Below are 17,775 nucleotides of genomic sequence, written 5' to 3'. Positions count from 1 at the left end.
GGCCGGCACTCACGGCCCTCCGGCCAGCGCGCCCTCGATCACCATGATGAGGGCGTCGAGATCGATCCGCCCGTCGACCGTGAGATACCCCGGCTCGCTGGCATCAAGCGTCAGCCCGGGCTCGCCGATCTCGGCCTGACGCTGCAGCTCGGCGATGATCGCCTCCGCGATGGTGCCCTGGATGTCCATGTCGATCTCCCGCGTGCGCATTCTGTCGGGGCCATCCTGGGCCAACGCCGGGGCGGGACCGAGGTTCGGGCATTCCAGGCCCACGCTCATCGCCCGAGCAGCATCAGGACTGCGAACAGCAGGGTCAGCACGATCAGGCCCGCCACGAGCACCGCGCGCCCGACTCGGCCCTCCTTGACGGGCGGATCGGCCTCGGCCTGTCCCTCGCTGGAGGCTGACGGGGCCTCCTGCCGTGGCTTGGCGCCGGACTCGCGCGGCGGGGAGGCGGGGACGGCCGGGCTCGCGGGACCGGGGGCGGGCGCGAGCGGCACCGGCGCGATTCCACCCGGATGGGCGAGCCCTGGAACCAGATCCTCCAATTCCACCGCGATGCCGGCGGCGTCGAGGTCCAGGACGACCTGCGCGATCGCCTCCGCGCTCATACTCTGGATCGGCAGGGCCGCCTGCAGGTCGGCCGGCGTGAGTTCGCCCCTCTCCCGCCCCAGGGCGATCAGGCGGTCGAGGTCGCGGCGTGCGAAAGCCGGGGCTCCGCTCAATGTCGGCCGCCCGTCATGGCGTTCCCCCGGCGGCCCCGGTCGGCTCCTCCCGGTGCGGGATGATCCGCATCTGCGGCCCGTATGCTGTCGCCGTCGGGCGTCTCGCCGGCCATCCGCCACTCCCTTCGCCAGACGCAGTCCGTGCGCCCCACGCGACGCTGTGGATCGAGAAACCCGGCTGGCCGTGGCGCTGTTCCCCATATGCCGGAACCGGGTCCGGAGCCGGAGCCGGGTCCGCCCTCACGCCTGGCTCGGCCCCACGCTGTCGGCGGCATAGGCCTGCCGGACGCCCAGCGGCTTCGGGCGTCCCTCGGTGCTGTCGCACCCGGTCTGGCGCTCCATCTCCGAGTTGATCTCGGCCCCCACCAGCATGATCACGATCGACAGCCACATCCAGGTCATGAAGCCGATGCCGGCGCCGAGCGAGCCGTAGATGCGGTTGTAGCTGTCGAAACTCGCCACGTACCAGGAGAAGAGCCCGGAGGCCGAGACCCAGAGCAGCGCCGCCAGGGTACCGCCCCAGGTTACCCAGCGCCACTTCGCCCGGTTCCGGCTCGGGCCGTAGCGGTAGATCAGCGACAGGCTGAGGCTCACGATGGCGAGGAGAACCGGCCAGCGCACGATTTGCAGGATCGTGTCGGTGGCGGTGACGACGCCGAGGCGATCGAGGATCGCGGGGAGCAGCACGACCGCGCTGGTGGAGACGAGGAAGAACACCACGCTGGTGATCGTGAACAGGAAGGTGGTGGCGTAGAAGCGGACCAGGGTGCGCTTCTCGCGCTCCTTGTAGATCACGTTGAGGGCATCGAAGAGCGCGCTGACCCCGGAATTGGCGCTCCACAGGGCGATCAGTAGGCTGATGCCGGATGTGGTGCCGAGGGAGCCTGTGCCACGCTGGGCGATCCGTACGAGCTGATCCGACAGGAGCTGGAGGGCACCAGGGGGCAGGATATCCGCCAGGAGGCTGACATGCTGGCTGATGACGTTGGGGTCCGAGAACAGCCCGTAGATCGAGACCACGGCGACGAGGCCTGGGAAGACGGCGAGCAGGGCGAAGAACGCGACGCCCCCCGCCGTAGTCAGCACCCGGTCCTGCGGTATCGCCCAGAACACCCGCCACAAGATGTCCCGCCACCCGGCCCGGGGGATGTCGGCGGGATCGGTCGCGCGGCGCCCGCGTCCGGGCTCGTGCGCGCGCTGGCGCGCCTGCGCCAGTTCGTCCGGATTCAGCGCCCGGGTGCTGACCGAGCGCCAATCCTCACCCTCGTCCTCGTCTTGCACCATGCCGAGATCCCGCCGGACCGCTCGTCGCCGGAACGCTGCCGCGCGGCGTTCGCCCCGCGCCCTCACACTCTGCCTGAATGCGCATGATCCGTCGCCACCGAGGCGCGCACCCGCGTGGGACGATCATGCCCGGCCATGCTGCAGATCGCGGCCTGCCGGGCCATCTCCGCGCGGACATGCTCGCGGAATAGCAGCACCCGCGCGGGAAGCTCCCGCCCCGCCAGGGTGACGGCCCGCAGAGTCCCGCCTCGGCTCGCCCAGGCGGGCAGGACGCGCACGAGGTCGCCCCGGACCAGGGACTTGGCGGCGACGAGGCTGGGGATGTGGCCGATCCCGGCTCCCGCCAGGGTAAGGCGCAGCACCGTGGCGAAATCCGTCGCCCGTACGGCCGGGCGCAGGGTGACGCCCTGCTCCCGGCCATCGCCGTCGGAGACGAGGATCTGGGTGGCCCCGAGGCGCTCGCGGGCCAGTACCACATCGTGCGCCGACAACGCGGCGATCTCGACCGGGGCCGGGCGTTGCGCCAGGTAGGCGGGTGCCGCGTAGAGACCGATGGTCAGGTCGGCGAGGATCGGGGCGGTGTAGCCGCTGTCGGGATGGTCGCCACCGCCGAGGCGCAGCGCCAGGTCGACCCGGTTGGCCGCAAGGTCGAGGCGGCTGTCGGTGATGAGAAGTTCGAGGGTGATCCGCGGGTGGCGCGCCCGAAAGCTCGCCACGAGGTCTGGCAGCACTTCGACCCCGAAATCGATCGAGGCCGTCACCCGCAGGTGACCGCTGGGCTGCGTGCGGGCGCCCCGGGCCGTCTGCAGGGCCTCGTCGAGGAGGGCGAGGCTCTCCAACGCCCGGGCATGGAAGGCGAGCCCTTCGGCGGTGGGCGAGACCGCCCGGGGCGTGCGGGCCAGCAGGGTCACCTTCAGCACCGATTCGAGGCGGGCCACGCGCCGGCTGACGCTGCCCTTGGTCTCGCGCAGGACCACGCCGGCCTGGGTCATGCTGCCGAGATCGACCACCGCGCAGAACGCACGCACGTCGTCGAGGTTTCCAGCGAAGGTTTCCAGATGCGCAACCATGTGTCCCCGATTAGCGCGCTATCGCACCGCGGGGAAGCGGCCTATCTGCGCTCCATCGAACGGCACCCCTCGGTGTCCCACGATCTCGGAGTCGCCACGTGATTCGTCTCTCCTCGTCGCTCATCGCCCTCACCCTCGCGCTCTCGGCACCCGCCCTGGCCCAGACCCCGCCGACCCGCGACCCGGCCCAGATCCAGGCCGGCACCTACGCGGTCGATCCCGGCCACACCCAGGTCGGCTGGACGGTCTCGCATATGGGCTTCTCGAACTACTCGGGCGGCTTCTCGGACGTGTCCGGCACCCTGGATCTGCAGCCGAAGAACCCCGGCGCCTCGAAGTTGTCGATCAAGATTCCGGTCGCCTCGGTGACGACGACCAGCGACAAGCTGACCGGCGAGCTGAAGGGCGACCAGTGGCTCGACGGGGCGAAGTTCCCCGAGATGACCTTCGTCTCCACGAAGGTGACGCCCGAGGGCAAGGACAAGGCCAAGGTCGCCGGCAACCTGACCCTGCACGGCGTGACGAAGCCTGTCACCCTCGACGTCAAGCTCATCGGCGCCGGCGTCAACCCGCTCAACAAGAAGGTCACGGTCGGCTTCGAGGCCACCGGCACGCTCAAGCGCTCGGAATTCGGCGTGAAGACCTACGTGCCGCTGATCGGCGACGACCTGCACCTGACCATCGCGGGCGCCTTCGAACGCCAGGACTAAGCCTCGGCCGTCCACCAGACTCACGGAGAGCGTCATGATCGGGACCGCCCGCACTGCGCCCCGGCCGCGCTACACCCGCGTCGCCATCGCGCTGCACTGGCTCAGTGCGCTGGCGGTGCTCGGGCTGATCGCGATCGGTCTCGTCATGTCGCATGGGGACCTGGCGCCGATGCGCCGGTTCCAGCTCTATCAATGGCACAAGTCGGTCGGAATCACGGTGCTGGTCCTGTCGCTGCTGCGGCTCGGCTGGCGCCTGTCCCATCGGCCGCCACCCCTGCCCGCGACGCTGCCGGCCCGTGAGCGGGCCGGCGCCCACGCGGCGCACGCCCTGCTCTACGGCTTCCTCCTCGGCCTGCCGCTGATCGGCTGGGCCGTGGTCTCGGTCTCACCCTTCAACCTGCCGACCGTGCTCTACGGGATCCTGCCCTGGCCGCACCTCCCGGTGCTGCCCGAGCTGGCCGACAAGGCTGCCATGGAGGCGGTGCTCAAGCAGGTCCATGCCTGGGGGGCCTGGATCCTTATCGGTCTCCTGCTGCTGCATGTGGGCGCGGCCCTGCGCCACCACCTCGTCCTGCGCGACGACACCCTTCGGCGGATGCTGCCCCAAACCTCGCCTCCCTCTGGATCGTCGCCATGATCACCGTCCGTCTCGCCCTCGTCGCCGCCCTGGCTCTTGCGTTCCTGGCTATCGCTTCCCTGGCGCGCCCCACCGGCGCCGAGGCCGCCGCCTGGACCGTGGATGCGGCCAAGAGCCGGATCGGGTTCTCGGGGGTCCAGGTCGGCGTACCGTTCCAGGGGCGGTTCAAGCGCTTCACCGCCCGGATCGACTTCGATCCCGCGGCCCCGGAGGCCGGGCACGCCGTGGTCGACATCGATCTGGCGAGCGCCGAGACCGGCGACGCCCAGCGCGACACCGCCCTGCCTCAGGCGGAGTGGTTCGACACCAAGGCGACGCCGCAGGCCCGTTTCGAGGCGACGCGGTTCGTCGCCAAGGGAGGCGATGCCTACGAGGCCGTCGGCACCCTGACGATCCGCGGCATCCGCCGCGACGCGATCCTGCCCTTCCGGCTGACCCGCGCGGGATCGACCGCCCGGGCGGTCGGGCACCTCGACCTCGTACGCACGCAGTTCGGCGTCGGACAGGGTCCCTGGGCCTCGGGCCAGTGGGTCGCCCTGGAGGTCGGCGTCGAGATCGACCTGACCGCGACGGAGACGGCGTCCAAGCCCTGAGACAGCGTGACCGGGCGTGCCAGTCATCGATCTCGTCAGGTCGCGCTCCGCTTGCGGCAGATCGCCAGCGCCTGCGTAACCGACAGGGCGTGGTGTCATTGCAGTCCGGTCGAGAAACGCGGACCCGGCAAGATGAGCCCGCCTATTTTGGTGGATTCTCTTCCGGGTACCTGGTCCTGGCACCTGGACATCTCGAGGCTTGCGACGAAATCTGTGGGTATGCTTCCGCTCCGGACGGCCCGTCCGGCCAGCGGCGATGATCTTCGCATCGACGTGGCCAGTTCCACCACGTATGGCGAAGGCCAGTCGAAACCGGGCTCGTCGGCCTTCGCAGGACGAGCGTCATCACACGAAAGACATCGGACCTGACGGCGGAGTTCTCGACCACGCGCTTGATCGTGATCCTGGCCTTCGCGGGCTTCGCCAGCACCTTCGCGGGCCGCTCCATCGAACCGCTCGTCGGCGTGCTGGCGCGCGACCTGCAAAGCGATCCCCATACGGTGGCGCTGCTCTCCACCGCCTTCGCCCTGCCCTACGCGCTGATCCAGCCCATCCTCGGGCCCGTCGGCGACGCCCTGGGCAAGGAGCGGATCATCGCGATCTGTCTCGCCATTCTCACCTTGGCGCTGGCCGGTTGCGCCGTCACCACCAACCTCGACACCCTGTTCGTGCTGCGGATGATCGCGGGAGGCAGTGCCGGGGGTGTCGTCCCGCTCGCCCTGGCGCTGATGGGCGACCGCATCCCGATCGAGCGCCGCCAGGTCGCCATCGGCCGCTTTCTGGTGGCTGTCATCCTCGGGCAGCTCTCAGGCTCGACCTTCGCGGGGCTGATCGAGGGGGTGATCGGCTGGACCGGGGTCTTCGCCATCACCTCCGCGGTGGCGGCCCTGGGCTGCGGCGCGGCCTGGATCGGGTTCGACAGGAGGGACGCCGCGGCGGCCCGGCGTCCGGAATTCCGCACGGCGGTGGCGCGCTACCGCACCATCCTCGGCAATCCGCGCGCCCGCATCCTGTTCGGGGCCGTCTTCATCGAGGCGATCTCGGTGTTCGGGATCTTCCCCCACCTCGCGCCGCTGATCGAAGCGCGCGGCGAGGGCGGCGCCCGCGAGGCCGGACTGGCGCTCGCCGGCTTCGCCGCCGGGGGGCTGCTCTATTCGGTCTCGGTCGGCCTGCTCCTGCGCTTCCTCGGAATGTCGCGAATGCTGATCGGCGGTGGGTTCATTTGCGCCGGGGCTCTCGTCACCCTCGGCCTCGCCGGCACCTGGCAGCTCGACTGTGCCGCCCTGGTGGCCATGGGTCTGGGCTTCTACATGCTCCACAACACCTTCCAGGTGCAGGTGACGGAGGTAGCGCCGACCGCCCGGGCCTCGGCGGTCGCGCTGCACGCCTTCTCGTTCTTCTGCGGGCAGGCGCTGGGCGTGGCGATCCTGGGGGGAGCCCTGCAGAGCCTGGGACAAGGGGCGTCCCTCGGTCTCTGCGCCCTGGTGATCGCCATCCTCGGGGTCGTCACGGCCCGGCGCCTGGCGACGACCCCCTCGCGCTAGAGTTTGTCGCGGATCGGTAGAAACCGGTTCTCCCGACCAGATATACGAAAACGAAAGCCTCGGGGGTCTGGCTGGTTCAGAAAGAACCTGACAGACTCTCGGACCCCCTCGTGCGAGCCGGACCCTACTGGTTGCCGATCGAGGGACCGCCCGAAGTGCCGCCGGTGCCGGGCGGGCCGCTGGTCGGTGTCCCGCCGATGTTGACGCCCGGGGTGCTGCCGGGGACAGAGGTCGGGCTGGGGTTGCCGGGCACCGCCTGAGCCGGGCGGCCGGCCGGACCCGTCGCGTCGGGCACTTCGCCGGGCGCCATCGAGGGCGGCCTCACGCCCGTATTGCCGGCGCCACCGGTGGGCGCCAGCGTCTGGGCGAAAGCGGGTCCGCACAGGCACACGCCCCATGCCGCCGCGTGTACCAGGGTCCGGAAATGCATGGATTCGTCCGTTTCGGTTGACGTCGGTGACGCAACCGCCGAAACACCCGGAAGTTCATGGGTCTGGACGTTGGTGGCCACGCGTTCCCGGATGGGCGCTCCTGTCTCCGGACCTCCGCGCCACCAGCCCCCTCACGTACCGACGCCTGTCCGGGCCGGAACGCGGTTCAATCCGGGCGAGGCGCCTGGGCTCCGGGTCCGGGTGGCCTGCACAACTGCTGGGCCAGGATTCCGATTTCGGCGGAGACGCCGTTCGCCCTCAGGTCGGCCTGGACCCGCTCCACGAGGGCCTGGCTGCGTGCCCCTTGGATAACCGAGGCCATCAGCTCGTCCGCGTAGGCGTCCGAGCTGAGCCGGTCGACGCCGAGCAGTTCGGCGGCATAGGCCGCCAGCGACTTCACGCCCTGACAATGCGCCAGGAACCGCGCCTCCTCGGAGCGGACGAACCGCATCTCGGCCGCACGCTCGCGCTCCTCGAACAAGCGAGACATCCCCGCCACCCTCCCTGAATATTGGCCAAGTTTTACGCCAAATCCTCTTCGCCTCCATTTACGAGATCGAAGACCAGTTTACCTTCACAAAGATCAAGCAACGGCGCGATCTGGAGCACCCGCAGGGCTTTCCTGGCTTCGACCGGACGCAAGCCGGCGCGACCGGGCCGAGCGCTCTGGATGTTTCGTCATGCTCCCGCGCACTCGGACTTCCGCGCACTCGGACCTCCGCGCACCGGGAATTGGCGCATCGGTCGACCTTGGCGTATCTCCCCGCTGGATCGAGGATCGGGAGCGGCGTTGGAACAGGCATTGCTCTCATGGATCGGCGCCCTGGCGTCGATTCCCACCGAGGTCGTCTGGCTTGCGGGCGCCACCCTGTCGGGCCTGATCAGCATCCACATCCTCCTGCGCAAGCGCGAGGTCGGCGCGGCCATCGGCTGGATCGGACTGGTGTGGCTGGCGCCCCTGTTCGGCAGCGCGCTCTACGCCCTGTTCGGCGTCAACCGGGTCACGCGCCGGGCGCAGAAGCTGCGCATCAAGCCGTCGCGCCCCAACCCGGCAGACCGCGCGGAGGAGCCCGAAGGACCGCCCCTGCCCGAGCGGTTCCGCCCCCTCGACCGGGCGGTCCAGCGCATCACCGCCCTCTCCCTCCAGGCCGGCAACCGCATCGAGACCCTGCGCAACGGCGATCAGGTCTATCCGGCGATGCTGGCGGCGATCGGCGAGGCGCAGCACTCGGTGGCGCTCTCAAGCTACATCTTCCGCAAGGATGAGATCGGGCGCGCCTTCCTGTCGGCGCTGGAGGACGCCCATCACCGGGGCGTCGCGGTGCGGGTCCTGGTGGATGGAATCGGCAGCGGCTACTTCTTCGCTGCCATCTATGGCGGGTTGCGACGGCGCGGCGTGCCCGTCGGCCGCTTCATGCATTCCGTGCTGCCCTGGCGGATGCCGTTCCTCAACCTGCGCACCCACAAGAAGCTGCTGATCGTCGACGGAGCGCTCGCCTTCACGGGCGGGATCAACATCGCCGACGAGAATCGCGTGGCAACGAACCCGCCCGAGCCGGTGCGCGACGTCCATTTCCGCATTGAGGGGCCAGTCGTGGCGCAGCTCACGGCGGCTTTCGCCAGCGACTGGGCCTTCGTGATGGACGAGGACTTGGAGGGGCCGCTCTGGTTTCCGCCCCTCGGCCCCTGCGGCGAGACCCAGGCCCGGGTCGTCACCTCGGGGCCGGACGCGGACCTGCGCAAGATCGAACTGGTGGTGCTCGAGGCGATCACCTGCGCCCGAACCAGCATCCGCCTCATGACGCCCTATTTCCTGCCGAGCGAGGTGCTGGTCAGTGCGCTCTCCCTCGCGGCCCTGCGCGGCCTGGCCGTGGACGTGATCATCCCGATGGACAGCGACCACGCCGTCGTCGACTGGGCGACGCGGGCCCATGTCGATCCGCTCCTGCGCAGCGACGTCCGGATCTGGCTCGACGATCCGCCGTTCGATCACGCCAAGCTCCTGGTGATCGACGACGCCTGGTGCTTCATCGGCAGCGCCAACTGGGACACCCGCAGCTTCCGCCTGAATTTCGAGCTGAACGTCGAGGCCTACGATCCGGGATTGGCCCGGCACCTCGATGCCTTCATGCGAGAAAAGATGAGCCTTCGGCTGACGCTCGAGGACCTGTCCCGCCGCGACCTCCCCGTCCGGCTGCGCGACGCAGGTGTCCGATTATTGCTGCCATACCTGTAGGCTTGTCGGCCTCCGCCGGGTCCCGCAGGGTGGACCCCTGGGTCGGCGCCAGGTGGACGATGATCGGCCGGTGATCCGATTCCCCGCGCGGCAGCACGCTGCGGCCGTGGCAGGTCAACCCGCGCACGAGGCAGCGGTCGAGCCGCAGGGGCACGACCCGCGCCATGGCGTGGGTCGGCAGGCGCGGACCGACGTCGCGGAAGCCCGGCAGCAGGGTCGGCCCGACGAGGTTGTAGTCGCCGATGACGGCGGCCCGTTCCGGCAGACTCTGCTCGATGCAGCGCAACTGCCGGCGGTTCAGCACCTGCCCGTGCGAGAGATGGACGTTGGCGACGCCGAAGGCGCCGAGATCGATGACCTGACTGACCCGGTCGAACATCGCCCCGGCGGGCAGCGCGATGGCCTTCGGGGCCGTGACGAACGGCGTCGGGCTCCAGACCGCAAGGCCATGGATGCGCCCGGGCATCTGGGCCCAGGCATAATGGCCGCCGACTTTGGCCCGCAGACCCTCGATCTCCTTCGTGGCCTCCTGCATCAGCACGAGGTCGGGCTGCTCGCGCTCGATCAGCGCGGCGATGCCGGCGACGTTGGCGCCGACCCGCCGCAACAGGTTCCAGCTGACGATCTTGCGCAGGCCCGGCCTGTCCTGGCCCAGGCGCCCATGGGAGGTCTGGAGGGCACGGGCCGTCAAGCGGGCCAAGCGACGATCATTCAGCATTGTCACATAGGTGGGTCAGGCGCCCGCCTCGGAAAGCCCGAGCCGGCGCGTCGTCGGAACCAGCCCCGTCACGACTCCATGAGGACCGCCACGTGCGCGGCGGTGGATTCGGCGAGGCCGCGCAGGTCATAGCCGCCCTCCAGCAGGGAGACGATGCGCCCATTGCAGGCCTGCTCCGCAATCGTCATCACCGCACGGGTCGCCCAGGCAAAATCTTCCGCTTCCAGCATCAAATTGGCGAGAGGGTCGCGCCAATGGGCATCGAAACCGGCCGAGATGATGATGAGGTCGGGCCGGAAATCCGTCAGGCGGGGCAGGATGCGCGCCGTGAACGCCTCGCGGAACCGCTCGCCGTCCGCTCCCGGCTTGAGGGGGGCGTTGACGATGGTGTCGTGGTCGCCGGATTCCGAGACCGCACCGGTGCCGGGATAGAGCGGCATCTGGTGGGTGGAGCAGAACAGCACGGCGGGATCGGCCCAGAAGATGTCCTGGGTCCCGTTGCCGTGGTGCACATCCCAGTCGACGATGGCCACCCGATCCACCCCATAGGTGGCCTTGGCATGACGGGCCGCGATCGCCGCGTTGTTGAACAGGCAGAACCCCATGGCGCGGGTGCGCTCGGCATGGTGGCCCGGCGGGCGCATGGCCGAGAAGGCGTTGCGGGCCTGGCCCGTCATCACCGCGTCGACGCCCTGGACCGCGGCACCGACCCCGCGCAGCACGCAGTCGATGGTGCCGGGCGACAGCACGGTATCGGAATCGACATGGACCAGTCCCTCGGCGGGAGCGGCTGCCACCATGGCCCGGACCCATTCCTCGGGATGGGCCAGCGCAACGGTCTCCAGGCTCGCGGGCTCCGGCGCCCGGCGGTCGAGGGCCGCGAAAGCCTCCGTCCCGAGCGCGTCCTGGACCGCCTGCATGCGCTCCGGCCGCTCGGGATGCCCATGCGGGGTCCGGTGCCCGAAGGCGGCCTCGTGGCTGAAGAGAAGGGTCATGCGGCGCTCCGAAGCCTGCGTCTACTCGTGGTATACCAGATCGTTCGGTGACGGCCAGAGGCGCATTCCACCTCAGAACGTCGGCGGCGTGCAGGCGCTCACGACCTCGCAGGCGACGGGACCGACGCAGCGGAAGCGATGAGGACGGCGGCTGTCGAACGAATAGGCGTCGCCCGGTCCGAGGATGCGACGCTCCGAATCGACCGTCACCTCCAGGCGGCCGGACAGGATGATGCCGCCCTCCTCGCCGTCATGGACCAGGGGCACGCGGCCGGTATCGGCGCCCGGTTCGTAGCGCTCCCTCAGCAATTGCAGGCTGCGACCGAACAGGTTGTCGCCGACCTGCCGGTAGGAGATCGGCGCCCGGCCGATCTCGGTGAGTTCGTCGGCGCGGTAGAACGCCTTGCGCGAGCGCTCCGGCTCCACCGCGAAGAACTCCGACAGGCCGATGGGAATGCCGTCGAGAATGCGCTTGAGGGCCCCCACGGAGGGGTTCACACCGTTCGATTCGATCAATGAGATCGTGGAATTCGGGACACCGGTGCGCTTGGCGAGCGCACGCTGCGACAGGCCGTGGGCGGTGCGGACGAAGCGCAGGCGCGCGCCGAGATCGATGCTCATCGGAACCCGTGAGTCGGCCCCAGGGCGGAACGCCCGTTAGGGATGTTCAGGATTCGCCGACATTGCCCGCAGAGCCCCCGTCTTATCAAGCACTTCGTCTCGCGCAGAAAAGGACTTGTCCGGCCGCGACAATCGGCGCTTCTTCGGAGGCAGCGACATCTCTGGGTTGAAGATCTTCATGGACCACCACCCGACAGCCAATGCTCCTGGGCTCGATGCCTACTGGATGCCCTTCACGGCGAACCGGCAGTTCAAGGCCGCGCCCCGCATGCTCGCCTCGGCCAAGGGCATGCACTACACCGCCACCGATGGACGCAGCGTCCTCGACGGCACCGCAGGCCTCTGGTGCGTCAATGCCGGGCATGGCCGGCAGGGCATCGCCTCGGCGGTGGAGCGCCAGCTCACCACCCTCGATTTCGCGCCTTCCTTCCAGATGGGGCATCCGGCGGCCTTCGACTTCGCCGAACGGCTCGCCGCCATCGCGCCGGGCGGCCCGGAAGCCGGGCTCGACCGCGTGTTCTTCACGGGCTCCGGCTCCGAATCGGTCGACACCGCCCTGAAGATCGCGCTGGCCTATCAGCGCGCCATTGGCCAGGGCACGCGCACCAAGCTGATCGGGCGCGAGCGCGGCTATCACGGCGTCGGCTTCGGCGGCATCTCGGTGGGCGGCCTCGTCAACAACCGCCGCGTGTTTCCGCTGCTGCCGGGCGTCGACCACCTGCGACACACCCACGACCCCGAGCGCAACGCCTTCTCGAAGGGCCTGCCCGCACACGGCGCGGACCTTGCCGACGATCTCGAACGCCTCGTGGCGCTCCACGGCGCCGAGACCATCGCGGCCTGCATCGTCGAGCCGGTGGCCGGCTCCACCGGCGTCCTCCTGCCGCCGACGGGCTACCTGGAGCGCCTGCGCGCGATCTGCGACCGGCACGGCATCCTGCTGATCTTCGACGAAGTCATCACCGGTTTCGGCCGCCTCGGCACGCCCTTCGCAACGGATTACTTCGGCGTGATCCCCGACCTCGTCACCACCGCGAAGGGGCTGACCAACGGCACCCTGCCGATGGGAGCGGTCTTCTGCGCGCGGCGTGTCCACGATGCGCTGATGCACGGCCCGGAGGCGGTGATCGAGCTGTTCCACGGCTACACCTATTCCGGTCACCCGGTCGCCTGCGCCGCCGGTCTCGCGACCCTCGACATCTACGCGCAGGAGGGCCTGCTCACCCGCGGCGCCGATCTTGCCGACGATTGGTCCAGCGCCATGCACGACCTGCGGGGCGCCGGCCACGTCGTGGACATCCGCACGATCGGCCTCGTCGCCGGCATCGAGCTGTCGCCCCGGCCCGGAGCCCCCGGGGCGCGAGCCTACGACGTCTTCGTCGACTGCTTCGAGCGCGGCCTCCTCGTCCGGGTCACCGGCGACATCGTCGCCCTGTCGCCGCCGCTGATCGTGGAGCGCGACCAGATCGACACCATGGCGTCGATTCTCGGCGACGCCATCGCCCGCGCGGCCTGAACTTTTCCGAAGCGCCTTCTGTCAGGACTTACGATGACCACCACGATCTCCCACTTCATGGGCGGCCGCACCGTCGCCGGCACCGGCACGCGCTCCGCCCCGGTCTTCAACCCCGCCACCGGCGAGGAGACCGGCCGTGTCGCGCTGGCCAGCACCGCGGACGTGAACACGGCCGTGGCCGCCGCCAAGGCGGTCGCCCGCACCTGGGCGTCGACCACGCCCCTGCGCCGCGCACGCATCCTCAATGCCTTCCTGCGCATCGCCGAGGACCGGATCGACGAACTCGCCGCCCTGATCACCGCCGAGCACGGCAAGGTGCTGTCGGACGCCAAGGGCGAGATCCAGCGCGGCCTCGAGGTGGTGGAGTTCGCCACCGGCATCCCCCAACTCCTCAAGGGTGAGGTCACCGAGAACGTCGGCACCCGCGTCGACAGCCATTCGCTGCGTCAGCCGCTCGGCGTGGTCGCCGGCATCACGCCGTTCAACTTCCCCGTCATGGTGCCGATGTGGATGTTCCCGGTGGCGCTGGCCTGCGGCAACTGCTTCATCCTGAAGCCCTCCGAGCGCGACCCCTCGCCCGCGCTGCTGGTGGCGGCCTGGCTCAAGGAGGCGGGCCTGCCCGACGGCGTCTTCAGCGTGGTGCACGGTGACAAGGAAGCGGTGGACGCCCTCCTGCACCACCCCGACATCGCAGCTGTCAGCTTCGTCGGCTCGACCCCGATCGCCCGGTACATCTACGCGACGGCGACGGCCAACGGAAAGCGCGCCCAGTGCCTGGGCGGGGCCAAGAACCACATGATCGTCATGCCCGACGCCGACCTCGACCAGGCGGTGGACGCACTGATGGGCGCAGCCTACGGCTCGGCCGGCGAGCGCTGCATGGCGATCTCGGTGGCGGTGCCCGTCGGCGAGAAGACCGCCGACGCGCTGGTGGCGAAGCTGATCCCCAAGGTGCGGGCGCTGAAGGTCGGGCCGGGCACCGATCCGGATTCGGAAATGGGTCCTCTGGTGACACGGGTCCATCGCGACAAGGTCAGCGGCTACATCGATGCGGGTGTGGCGGAGGGCGCCGAACTCCTCGTCGACGGGCGCGGCCTGAGCCTGCAGGGCTACGAGGGCGGCTATTTTCTCGGCGGAACGCTGTTCGACCGGGTCACCCCGGACATGTCGATCTACAAGGAGGAGATCTTCGGCCCCGTCCTGGCGATCACCCGGGTGCCGGACTACGCCACGGCGGCGAAGCTCATCAACGAGCACGAGTTCGGCAACGGGACGGCAATCTTCACCCGCGACGGGGATGCGGCCCGCGAGTTCGCCCACGGGATCGAGGTCGGCATGGTCGGCATCAACGTGCCGATCCCGGTACCGATGGCGTTCCATTCCTTCGGCGGCTGGAAGGCGTCGCTGTTCGGCGACCACCACATGCACGGGCCGGAGGGGGTGCGCTTCTACACCCGCCTGAAGACCATCACGACCCGCTGGCCCACCGGCATCCGCGCCGGTGCCGACTTCGTCATGCCGACGATGTCCTGAGCGGACCATCGAGTGCCCGCACACTATTTGACGACTCCGGCGCGCCGGGGTCGTCGCGGAACGCGGGTGCGATCTCGTCGCCGAGACACAGCGCTGGCGAAGTCACGCAAAGAGTGATGATGGACCGGATTCGGCGCCCGTCCGTAAGTATGCAGTAAAGATTCACACAGCGGACGTGGCTATCCAAGGTTCAACCCGATGTGTCGGCTGCTTCAACAGCGGCGGCACGCTTCGAATCTTCGGGATATTAATCTTAACGTTGATTTTCATACCGGCAGGTACAACCTGACATACGTTGGACCACCGTCTCTGAACTAAGAAATCAGTCAACAAAGGTCGACCCGCGCGACTGAAAGCACGAAGTTTTTGAATTCAGGCTGACGGACACCCAGTCATCGCCCCCGGATCTAACCATCCAGCACCAATGATTGATAGTATTACAAGATAACAAAAACTCGGACTTATTTTATTGATGCATGCGCTTCTGCACGTGCTTTCGAAAATTTGACCAGCCTTTACTGTGCTGGAGCCTCGCAGATCGGCTCCGATCGCCCGGACTCACGCGAGTTCGCGCGCAGTGCGGCATGTTGCTCGCGACCGGAAATCCGTTTATTGAACGCTACGATCCGTCTTATATTCATCCAGATCCGAACGGATTGCGACAGGCCAGCATAATGCTTCATGTGAAGGGTAGTTCTGCATCCTACCTTGATGCCGATCAGGATGCTGGGAACGAAGCCTTCTCGTGGCTTCCGTCGGCGTTCGCCTTCCTCAGACGATCACGGGTCATCGTTGCCGTTTCAGCATCCTTTCTGCTGGCCCTGGCCATCCTGTATCTTTTCATCGCAACGCCAAAATACGATGCGACCGCGGATATCCTGATCGATCTGCGCCAGGCCGAGCTGTTCCGGCAGCAGAACACCGCCACCGATGCGCAGGTGCTCAATGCCATCGTCGAGAGTCAGACCGAGATTTTAAGGTCGAACACCGCTGCCCTCGGCGCGATTCGACAGCTCGGCCCGTCGGTCGACAAGGAGCTGAACGAGAAAGGCCTGCTTCAATCGCTGTTGGGCCCGGTGATGGGGCTGATGGGCAGCGGCCCTCCCCTCACCCAGGAGCAGCTTGAGCTTGCCGCGGCCGAGAAGCTCATGACGCTGTACTCGGTGCGGCGCGTCGGCATCACCAACATCATCGAGGTCTCGGTCCGTACGCCGAACGCAGCGCGCTCCGCTCGCTACGCCAACGCCATCGCCGATGCGTTCATCGCCGATCAGCTCGAAGCGAAGTACGAGACGACCCGTCGTGGACGCGGATGGCTCGAGGGCCGTCTGGCGGAGCTGCGCGACCAGGCGACGGCCGCCGACCGGGCCGTCCAAGACTACAAAGCCAAGATGAATATCGTCGACACCGACAAGGGTCTGATGAGCGAGCGGCAGGTCGGCGACCTGAACGGAAGCTTGATCGTGGCCCAGGCGAAGACTGCGGAAGCCAAGGCCCGCCTCGACCGCATCACGGACATCGTCGACAAGAACATAACCGATGGATCGATGACCGATCTCACGCAGAATCAGGTCATTGTTCGTCTGCGTCAGCAATATTTCGATACCGCGAGGCGCGAAGCCGACATTTCGGCCAAGTACGGCACCAACCACGTCGCAGCCGTGAACGCCCGCGCCGAGATGGCGGAACTCCAGCGCTCCCTCCGCAGCGAATTCAACCGTCTCGCGGAAGCCTACAGGAGCGACTACGAGGTTGCGCTCTCGGGTGAGGCGGCCATCAAGAAGCGGCTCGACGGCCTGGTGGCCGATGCGGGAACCAGCAATCGCTCCCGGGTCGAGTTGCGGTCGCTGGAAAGCTCCTCGCAGACCTACCGGTCCCTCTACGAGAACTTCCTGCAGAAATACACGCAGGCGGTTCAGGATCAGTCCTTCCCGATTTCCGAAGCCCGCGTGGTCTCCCCGGCCAGGCCTCCCCTGCGAAAGTCATGGCCAAAGGGCCTCGTCATCATCGGTCTGGCCCTCGTCGGTGGCGTTGGGCTCGGGTTGATGATCGCCCTGTTCCGAGAGCTCGTTCGAAGCAGCCTGCGGACGCCGTCGGCCGTGGAACAGGTGACCGGCCTGGCCTGCGTGGCGATGATCCCCCGCGTCGAGACCTTCAAGACCCTCAAGGATATCGTGCCGAGAGCCCTGGCCGCGCTGGGCTTGAGGCCTCCCCTGGTCTCAAGATCCATGCTGGTCGACGCCGTGATCAATCCGAGATCCGGAACGGCGGCGGCCATGCAGGAGGTCAAGATGCTGCTTGATCGCCCGTCAAGCCGCGCCGGGAATGGCGGTCGGGTGATCGGGATGATCTCGGCGATTTCCGGCGAGGGCAAGACGATGGTTGCATCGAACCTCGCCCATTATCTCGCCCATTCCGGAAAGCGCGTTCTCCTTCTCGATTACGACCTTCGCTCACCGTCGATGTCACAGGCCCTCGCTCCGGAGGCGGAGACCGGACTTCTCGAGTCGATCAACACAGGACGGCTGCAAGGCCTGGTGACGCTGCAGGCCCGCGGCACCAAGCTGCACATGCTGCCGACGATCGCCGACCCTCAGCTCGATCATGCGTCGGAGATCCTGCGGTCTCCCAACAATGTCGCCCTGCTGAACGCCCTGAGATCATCCTACGATTTCATCATCGTCGACTATCCTCCGGCCCTCGACTTCCCGGATGTCCGTGCGACCGACGAGCTCATCGACGAATACCTTATGGTGGTCGGATACGATCGCCCGAGCCGACGTGACCTCGCGGAATGCATTCTGCGCGACCGGTTCGACACGACGCGGGTGCTGGGGATCGTCTTCAACCGGACCGATCCGAATCGGCATACCAAGCAGCGCTCGCGGATTGGACGGTATATGCCGTGGAACTCCGAGGGTGGCTCGCGCTACGTCGGCAATACGACGGCATCGTCCTGATCGCCGTTCCCGTCCCGGGCATCGTCCGCCTTCGACGCCCGGGCACGGCCCATGAGCCAGCCACAGACCGCAATAGCGTTGGCCAGAGTTCGATGGCCGAGAATCGATCTTCGCATCGCGAAACGGTTCGGTCGCACACACATTCGATGACCTCGCGGTCTCCCGCCACGGCGACGTCGCCGCTGGCCGGTGCGCCGCGGCA

General features: G+C 68.1%; 17 protein-coding genes. 8 read left to right on the top strand and 9 right to left on the bottom strand.

Going from position 1 to position 17,775, the window contains the following annotated elements; genetic code table 11:
• Window positions 1–9: 9 nt before the first annotated feature.
• The 4 genes from ASF60_RS00145 to ASF60_RS00130 form a co-directional block, all read right to left on the bottom strand.
• Window positions 10–279, bottom strand: coding sequence for a hypothetical protein (locus ASF60_RS00145; protein WP_244478275.1), 270 nt, complete (start codon window positions 277–279; stop codon window positions 10–12).
• Window positions 276–725: an RNA polymerase sigma factor region1.1 domain-containing protein gene (locus ASF60_RS00140; RefSeq protein WP_056178484.1), complete on the bottom strand. Its 450-nt coding sequence runs from the start codon at window positions 723–725 to the stop codon at window positions 276–278. The genes ASF60_RS00145 and ASF60_RS00140 overlap by 4 nt, the downstream gene beginning before the upstream one ends.
• 240 nt (window positions 726–965) lie before the next feature.
• Window positions 966–2,009 carry a YihY/virulence factor BrkB family protein gene (locus ASF60_RS00135; protein ID WP_056178481.1) on the bottom strand — a complete coding sequence of 348 codons (1,044 nt, stop codon included), beginning with the start codon at window positions 2,007–2,009 and terminating at the stop codon, window positions 966–968.
• 62 nt (window positions 2,010–2,071) lie between these two features.
• A complete protein-coding gene (locus ASF60_RS00130; protein WP_056178478.1) occupies window positions 2,072–3,079 on the bottom strand; it encodes a LysR family transcriptional regulator in 1,008 nt (335 codons plus the stop codon).
• A gap of 101 nt (window positions 3,080–3,180) precedes the next feature.
• Between ASF60_RS00130 and ASF60_RS00125 the strand changes: the two genes are divergently transcribed.
• From ASF60_RS00125 to ASF60_RS00110, 4 genes are all read left to right on the top strand, one after another.
• Window positions 3,181–3,789 carry a YceI family protein gene (locus tag ASF60_RS00125; protein WP_056179883.1) on the top strand — a complete coding sequence of 203 codons (609 nt, stop codon included), beginning with the start codon at window positions 3,181–3,183 and terminating at the stop codon, window positions 3,787–3,789.
• 34 nt (window positions 3,790–3,823) lie between these two features.
• Window positions 3,824–4,426, top strand: a complete 603-nt coding sequence (locus ASF60_RS00120; protein ID WP_056178475.1) for a cytochrome b — start codon at window positions 3,824–3,826, stop codon at window positions 4,424–4,426.
• Window positions 4,423–5,019, top strand: coding sequence for a YceI family protein (locus ASF60_RS00115; protein ID WP_082507653.1), 597 nt, complete (start codon window positions 4,423–4,425; stop codon window positions 5,017–5,019). Before ASF60_RS00120 ends, ASF60_RS00115 begins: the two co-directional genes overlap by 4 nt.
• A gap of 365 nt (window positions 5,020–5,384) precedes the next feature.
• Window positions 5,385–6,563, top strand: a complete 1,179-nt coding sequence (locus ASF60_RS00110; protein WP_056178473.1) for an MFS transporter — start codon at window positions 5,385–5,387, stop codon at window positions 6,561–6,563.
• Window positions 6,564–6,687: 124 nt separating this feature from the next.
• Here the strand turns inward: ASF60_RS00110 and ASF60_RS00105 are convergent, their stop codons facing one another.
• On the bottom strand, window positions 6,688–6,993 hold the full coding sequence (locus ASF60_RS00105) for a hypothetical protein (protein WP_056178469.1): 306 nt from the start codon (window positions 6,991–6,993) through the stop codon (window positions 6,688–6,690).
• A gap of 167 nt (window positions 6,994–7,160) precedes the next feature.
• On the bottom strand, window positions 7,161–7,484 hold the full coding sequence (locus tag ASF60_RS00100; RefSeq protein WP_056178466.1) for an ATPase inhibitor subunit zeta: 324 nt from the start codon (window positions 7,482–7,484) through the stop codon (window positions 7,161–7,163).
• A gap of 300 nt (window positions 7,485–7,784) precedes the next feature.
• Between ASF60_RS00100 and ASF60_RS00095 the strand changes: the two genes are divergently transcribed.
• Window positions 7,785–9,230: a phospholipase D-like domain-containing protein gene (locus ASF60_RS00095; protein ID WP_056178463.1), complete on the top strand. Its 1,446-nt coding sequence runs from the start codon at window positions 7,785–7,787 to the stop codon at window positions 9,228–9,230.
• Here ASF60_RS00095 and ASF60_RS00090 read toward each other — a convergent pair.
• The 3 genes from ASF60_RS00090 to ASF60_RS00080 all read right to left on the bottom strand — a co-directional run bounded on the left by ASF60_RS00090 (window position 9,121) and on the right by ASF60_RS00080 (window position 11,564).
• Complete coding sequence (locus ASF60_RS00090; protein ID WP_162241283.1) at window positions 9,121–9,885, bottom strand: endonuclease/exonuclease/phosphatase family protein; 765 nt, start codon at window positions 9,883–9,885, stop codon at window positions 9,121–9,123. The two genes, ASF60_RS00095 and ASF60_RS00090, sit on opposite strands and share 110 nt — an antisense overlap.
• A gap of 131 nt (window positions 9,886–10,016) precedes the next feature.
• Window positions 10,017–10,943: a histone deacetylase family protein gene (locus ASF60_RS00085; RefSeq protein ID WP_056178457.1), complete on the bottom strand. Its 927-nt coding sequence runs from the start codon at window positions 10,941–10,943 to the stop codon at window positions 10,017–10,019.
• Between the two features lie 72 nt (window positions 10,944–11,015).
• The gene (locus tag ASF60_RS00080; protein WP_056178454.1) at window positions 11,016–11,564 is read right to left on the bottom strand and encodes a cupin domain-containing protein; all 549 of its coding nucleotides are present in this window, start codon (window positions 11,562–11,564) and stop codon (window positions 11,016–11,018) included.
• A 178-nt stretch (window positions 11,565–11,742) separates the two neighbouring features.
• Here ASF60_RS00080 and ASF60_RS00075 point away from each other — a divergent pair, with 178 nt between their 5' ends.
• The 3 genes from ASF60_RS00075 (at window position 11,743) to ASF60_RS00065 (ending at window position 17,573) form a co-directional block, all read left to right on the top strand.
• Window positions 11,743–13,080 (top strand): aspartate aminotransferase family protein, encoded by a 1,338-nt coding sequence (locus ASF60_RS00075; RefSeq protein ID WP_056179877.1) that lies wholly within the window; start codon window positions 11,743–11,745, stop codon window positions 13,078–13,080.
• Between the two features lie 33 nt (window positions 13,081–13,113).
• The gene (locus ASF60_RS00070) at window positions 13,114–14,613 is read left to right on the top strand and encodes a CoA-acylating methylmalonate-semialdehyde dehydrogenase (protein WP_056178451.1); all 1,500 of its coding nucleotides are present in this window, start codon (window positions 13,114–13,116) and stop codon (window positions 14,611–14,613) included.
• 674 nt (window positions 14,614–15,287) lie between these two features.
• The gene (locus tag ASF60_RS00065; RefSeq protein WP_056178448.1) at window positions 15,288–17,573 is read left to right on the top strand and encodes an AAA family ATPase; all 2,286 of its coding nucleotides are present in this window, start codon (window positions 15,288–15,290) and stop codon (window positions 17,571–17,573) included.
• Window positions 17,574–17,775: the final 202 nt, after the last annotated feature.

Source organism: Methylobacterium sp. Leaf113 (assembly GCF_001423325.1).
Taxonomy (GTDB): domain Bacteria; phylum Pseudomonadota; class Alphaproteobacteria; order Rhizobiales; family Beijerinckiaceae; genus Methylobacterium.
The sequence above is the reverse complement of the archived record's forward strand: the minus strand, read 5'-3'. Positions and strand labels throughout refer to the sequence as shown.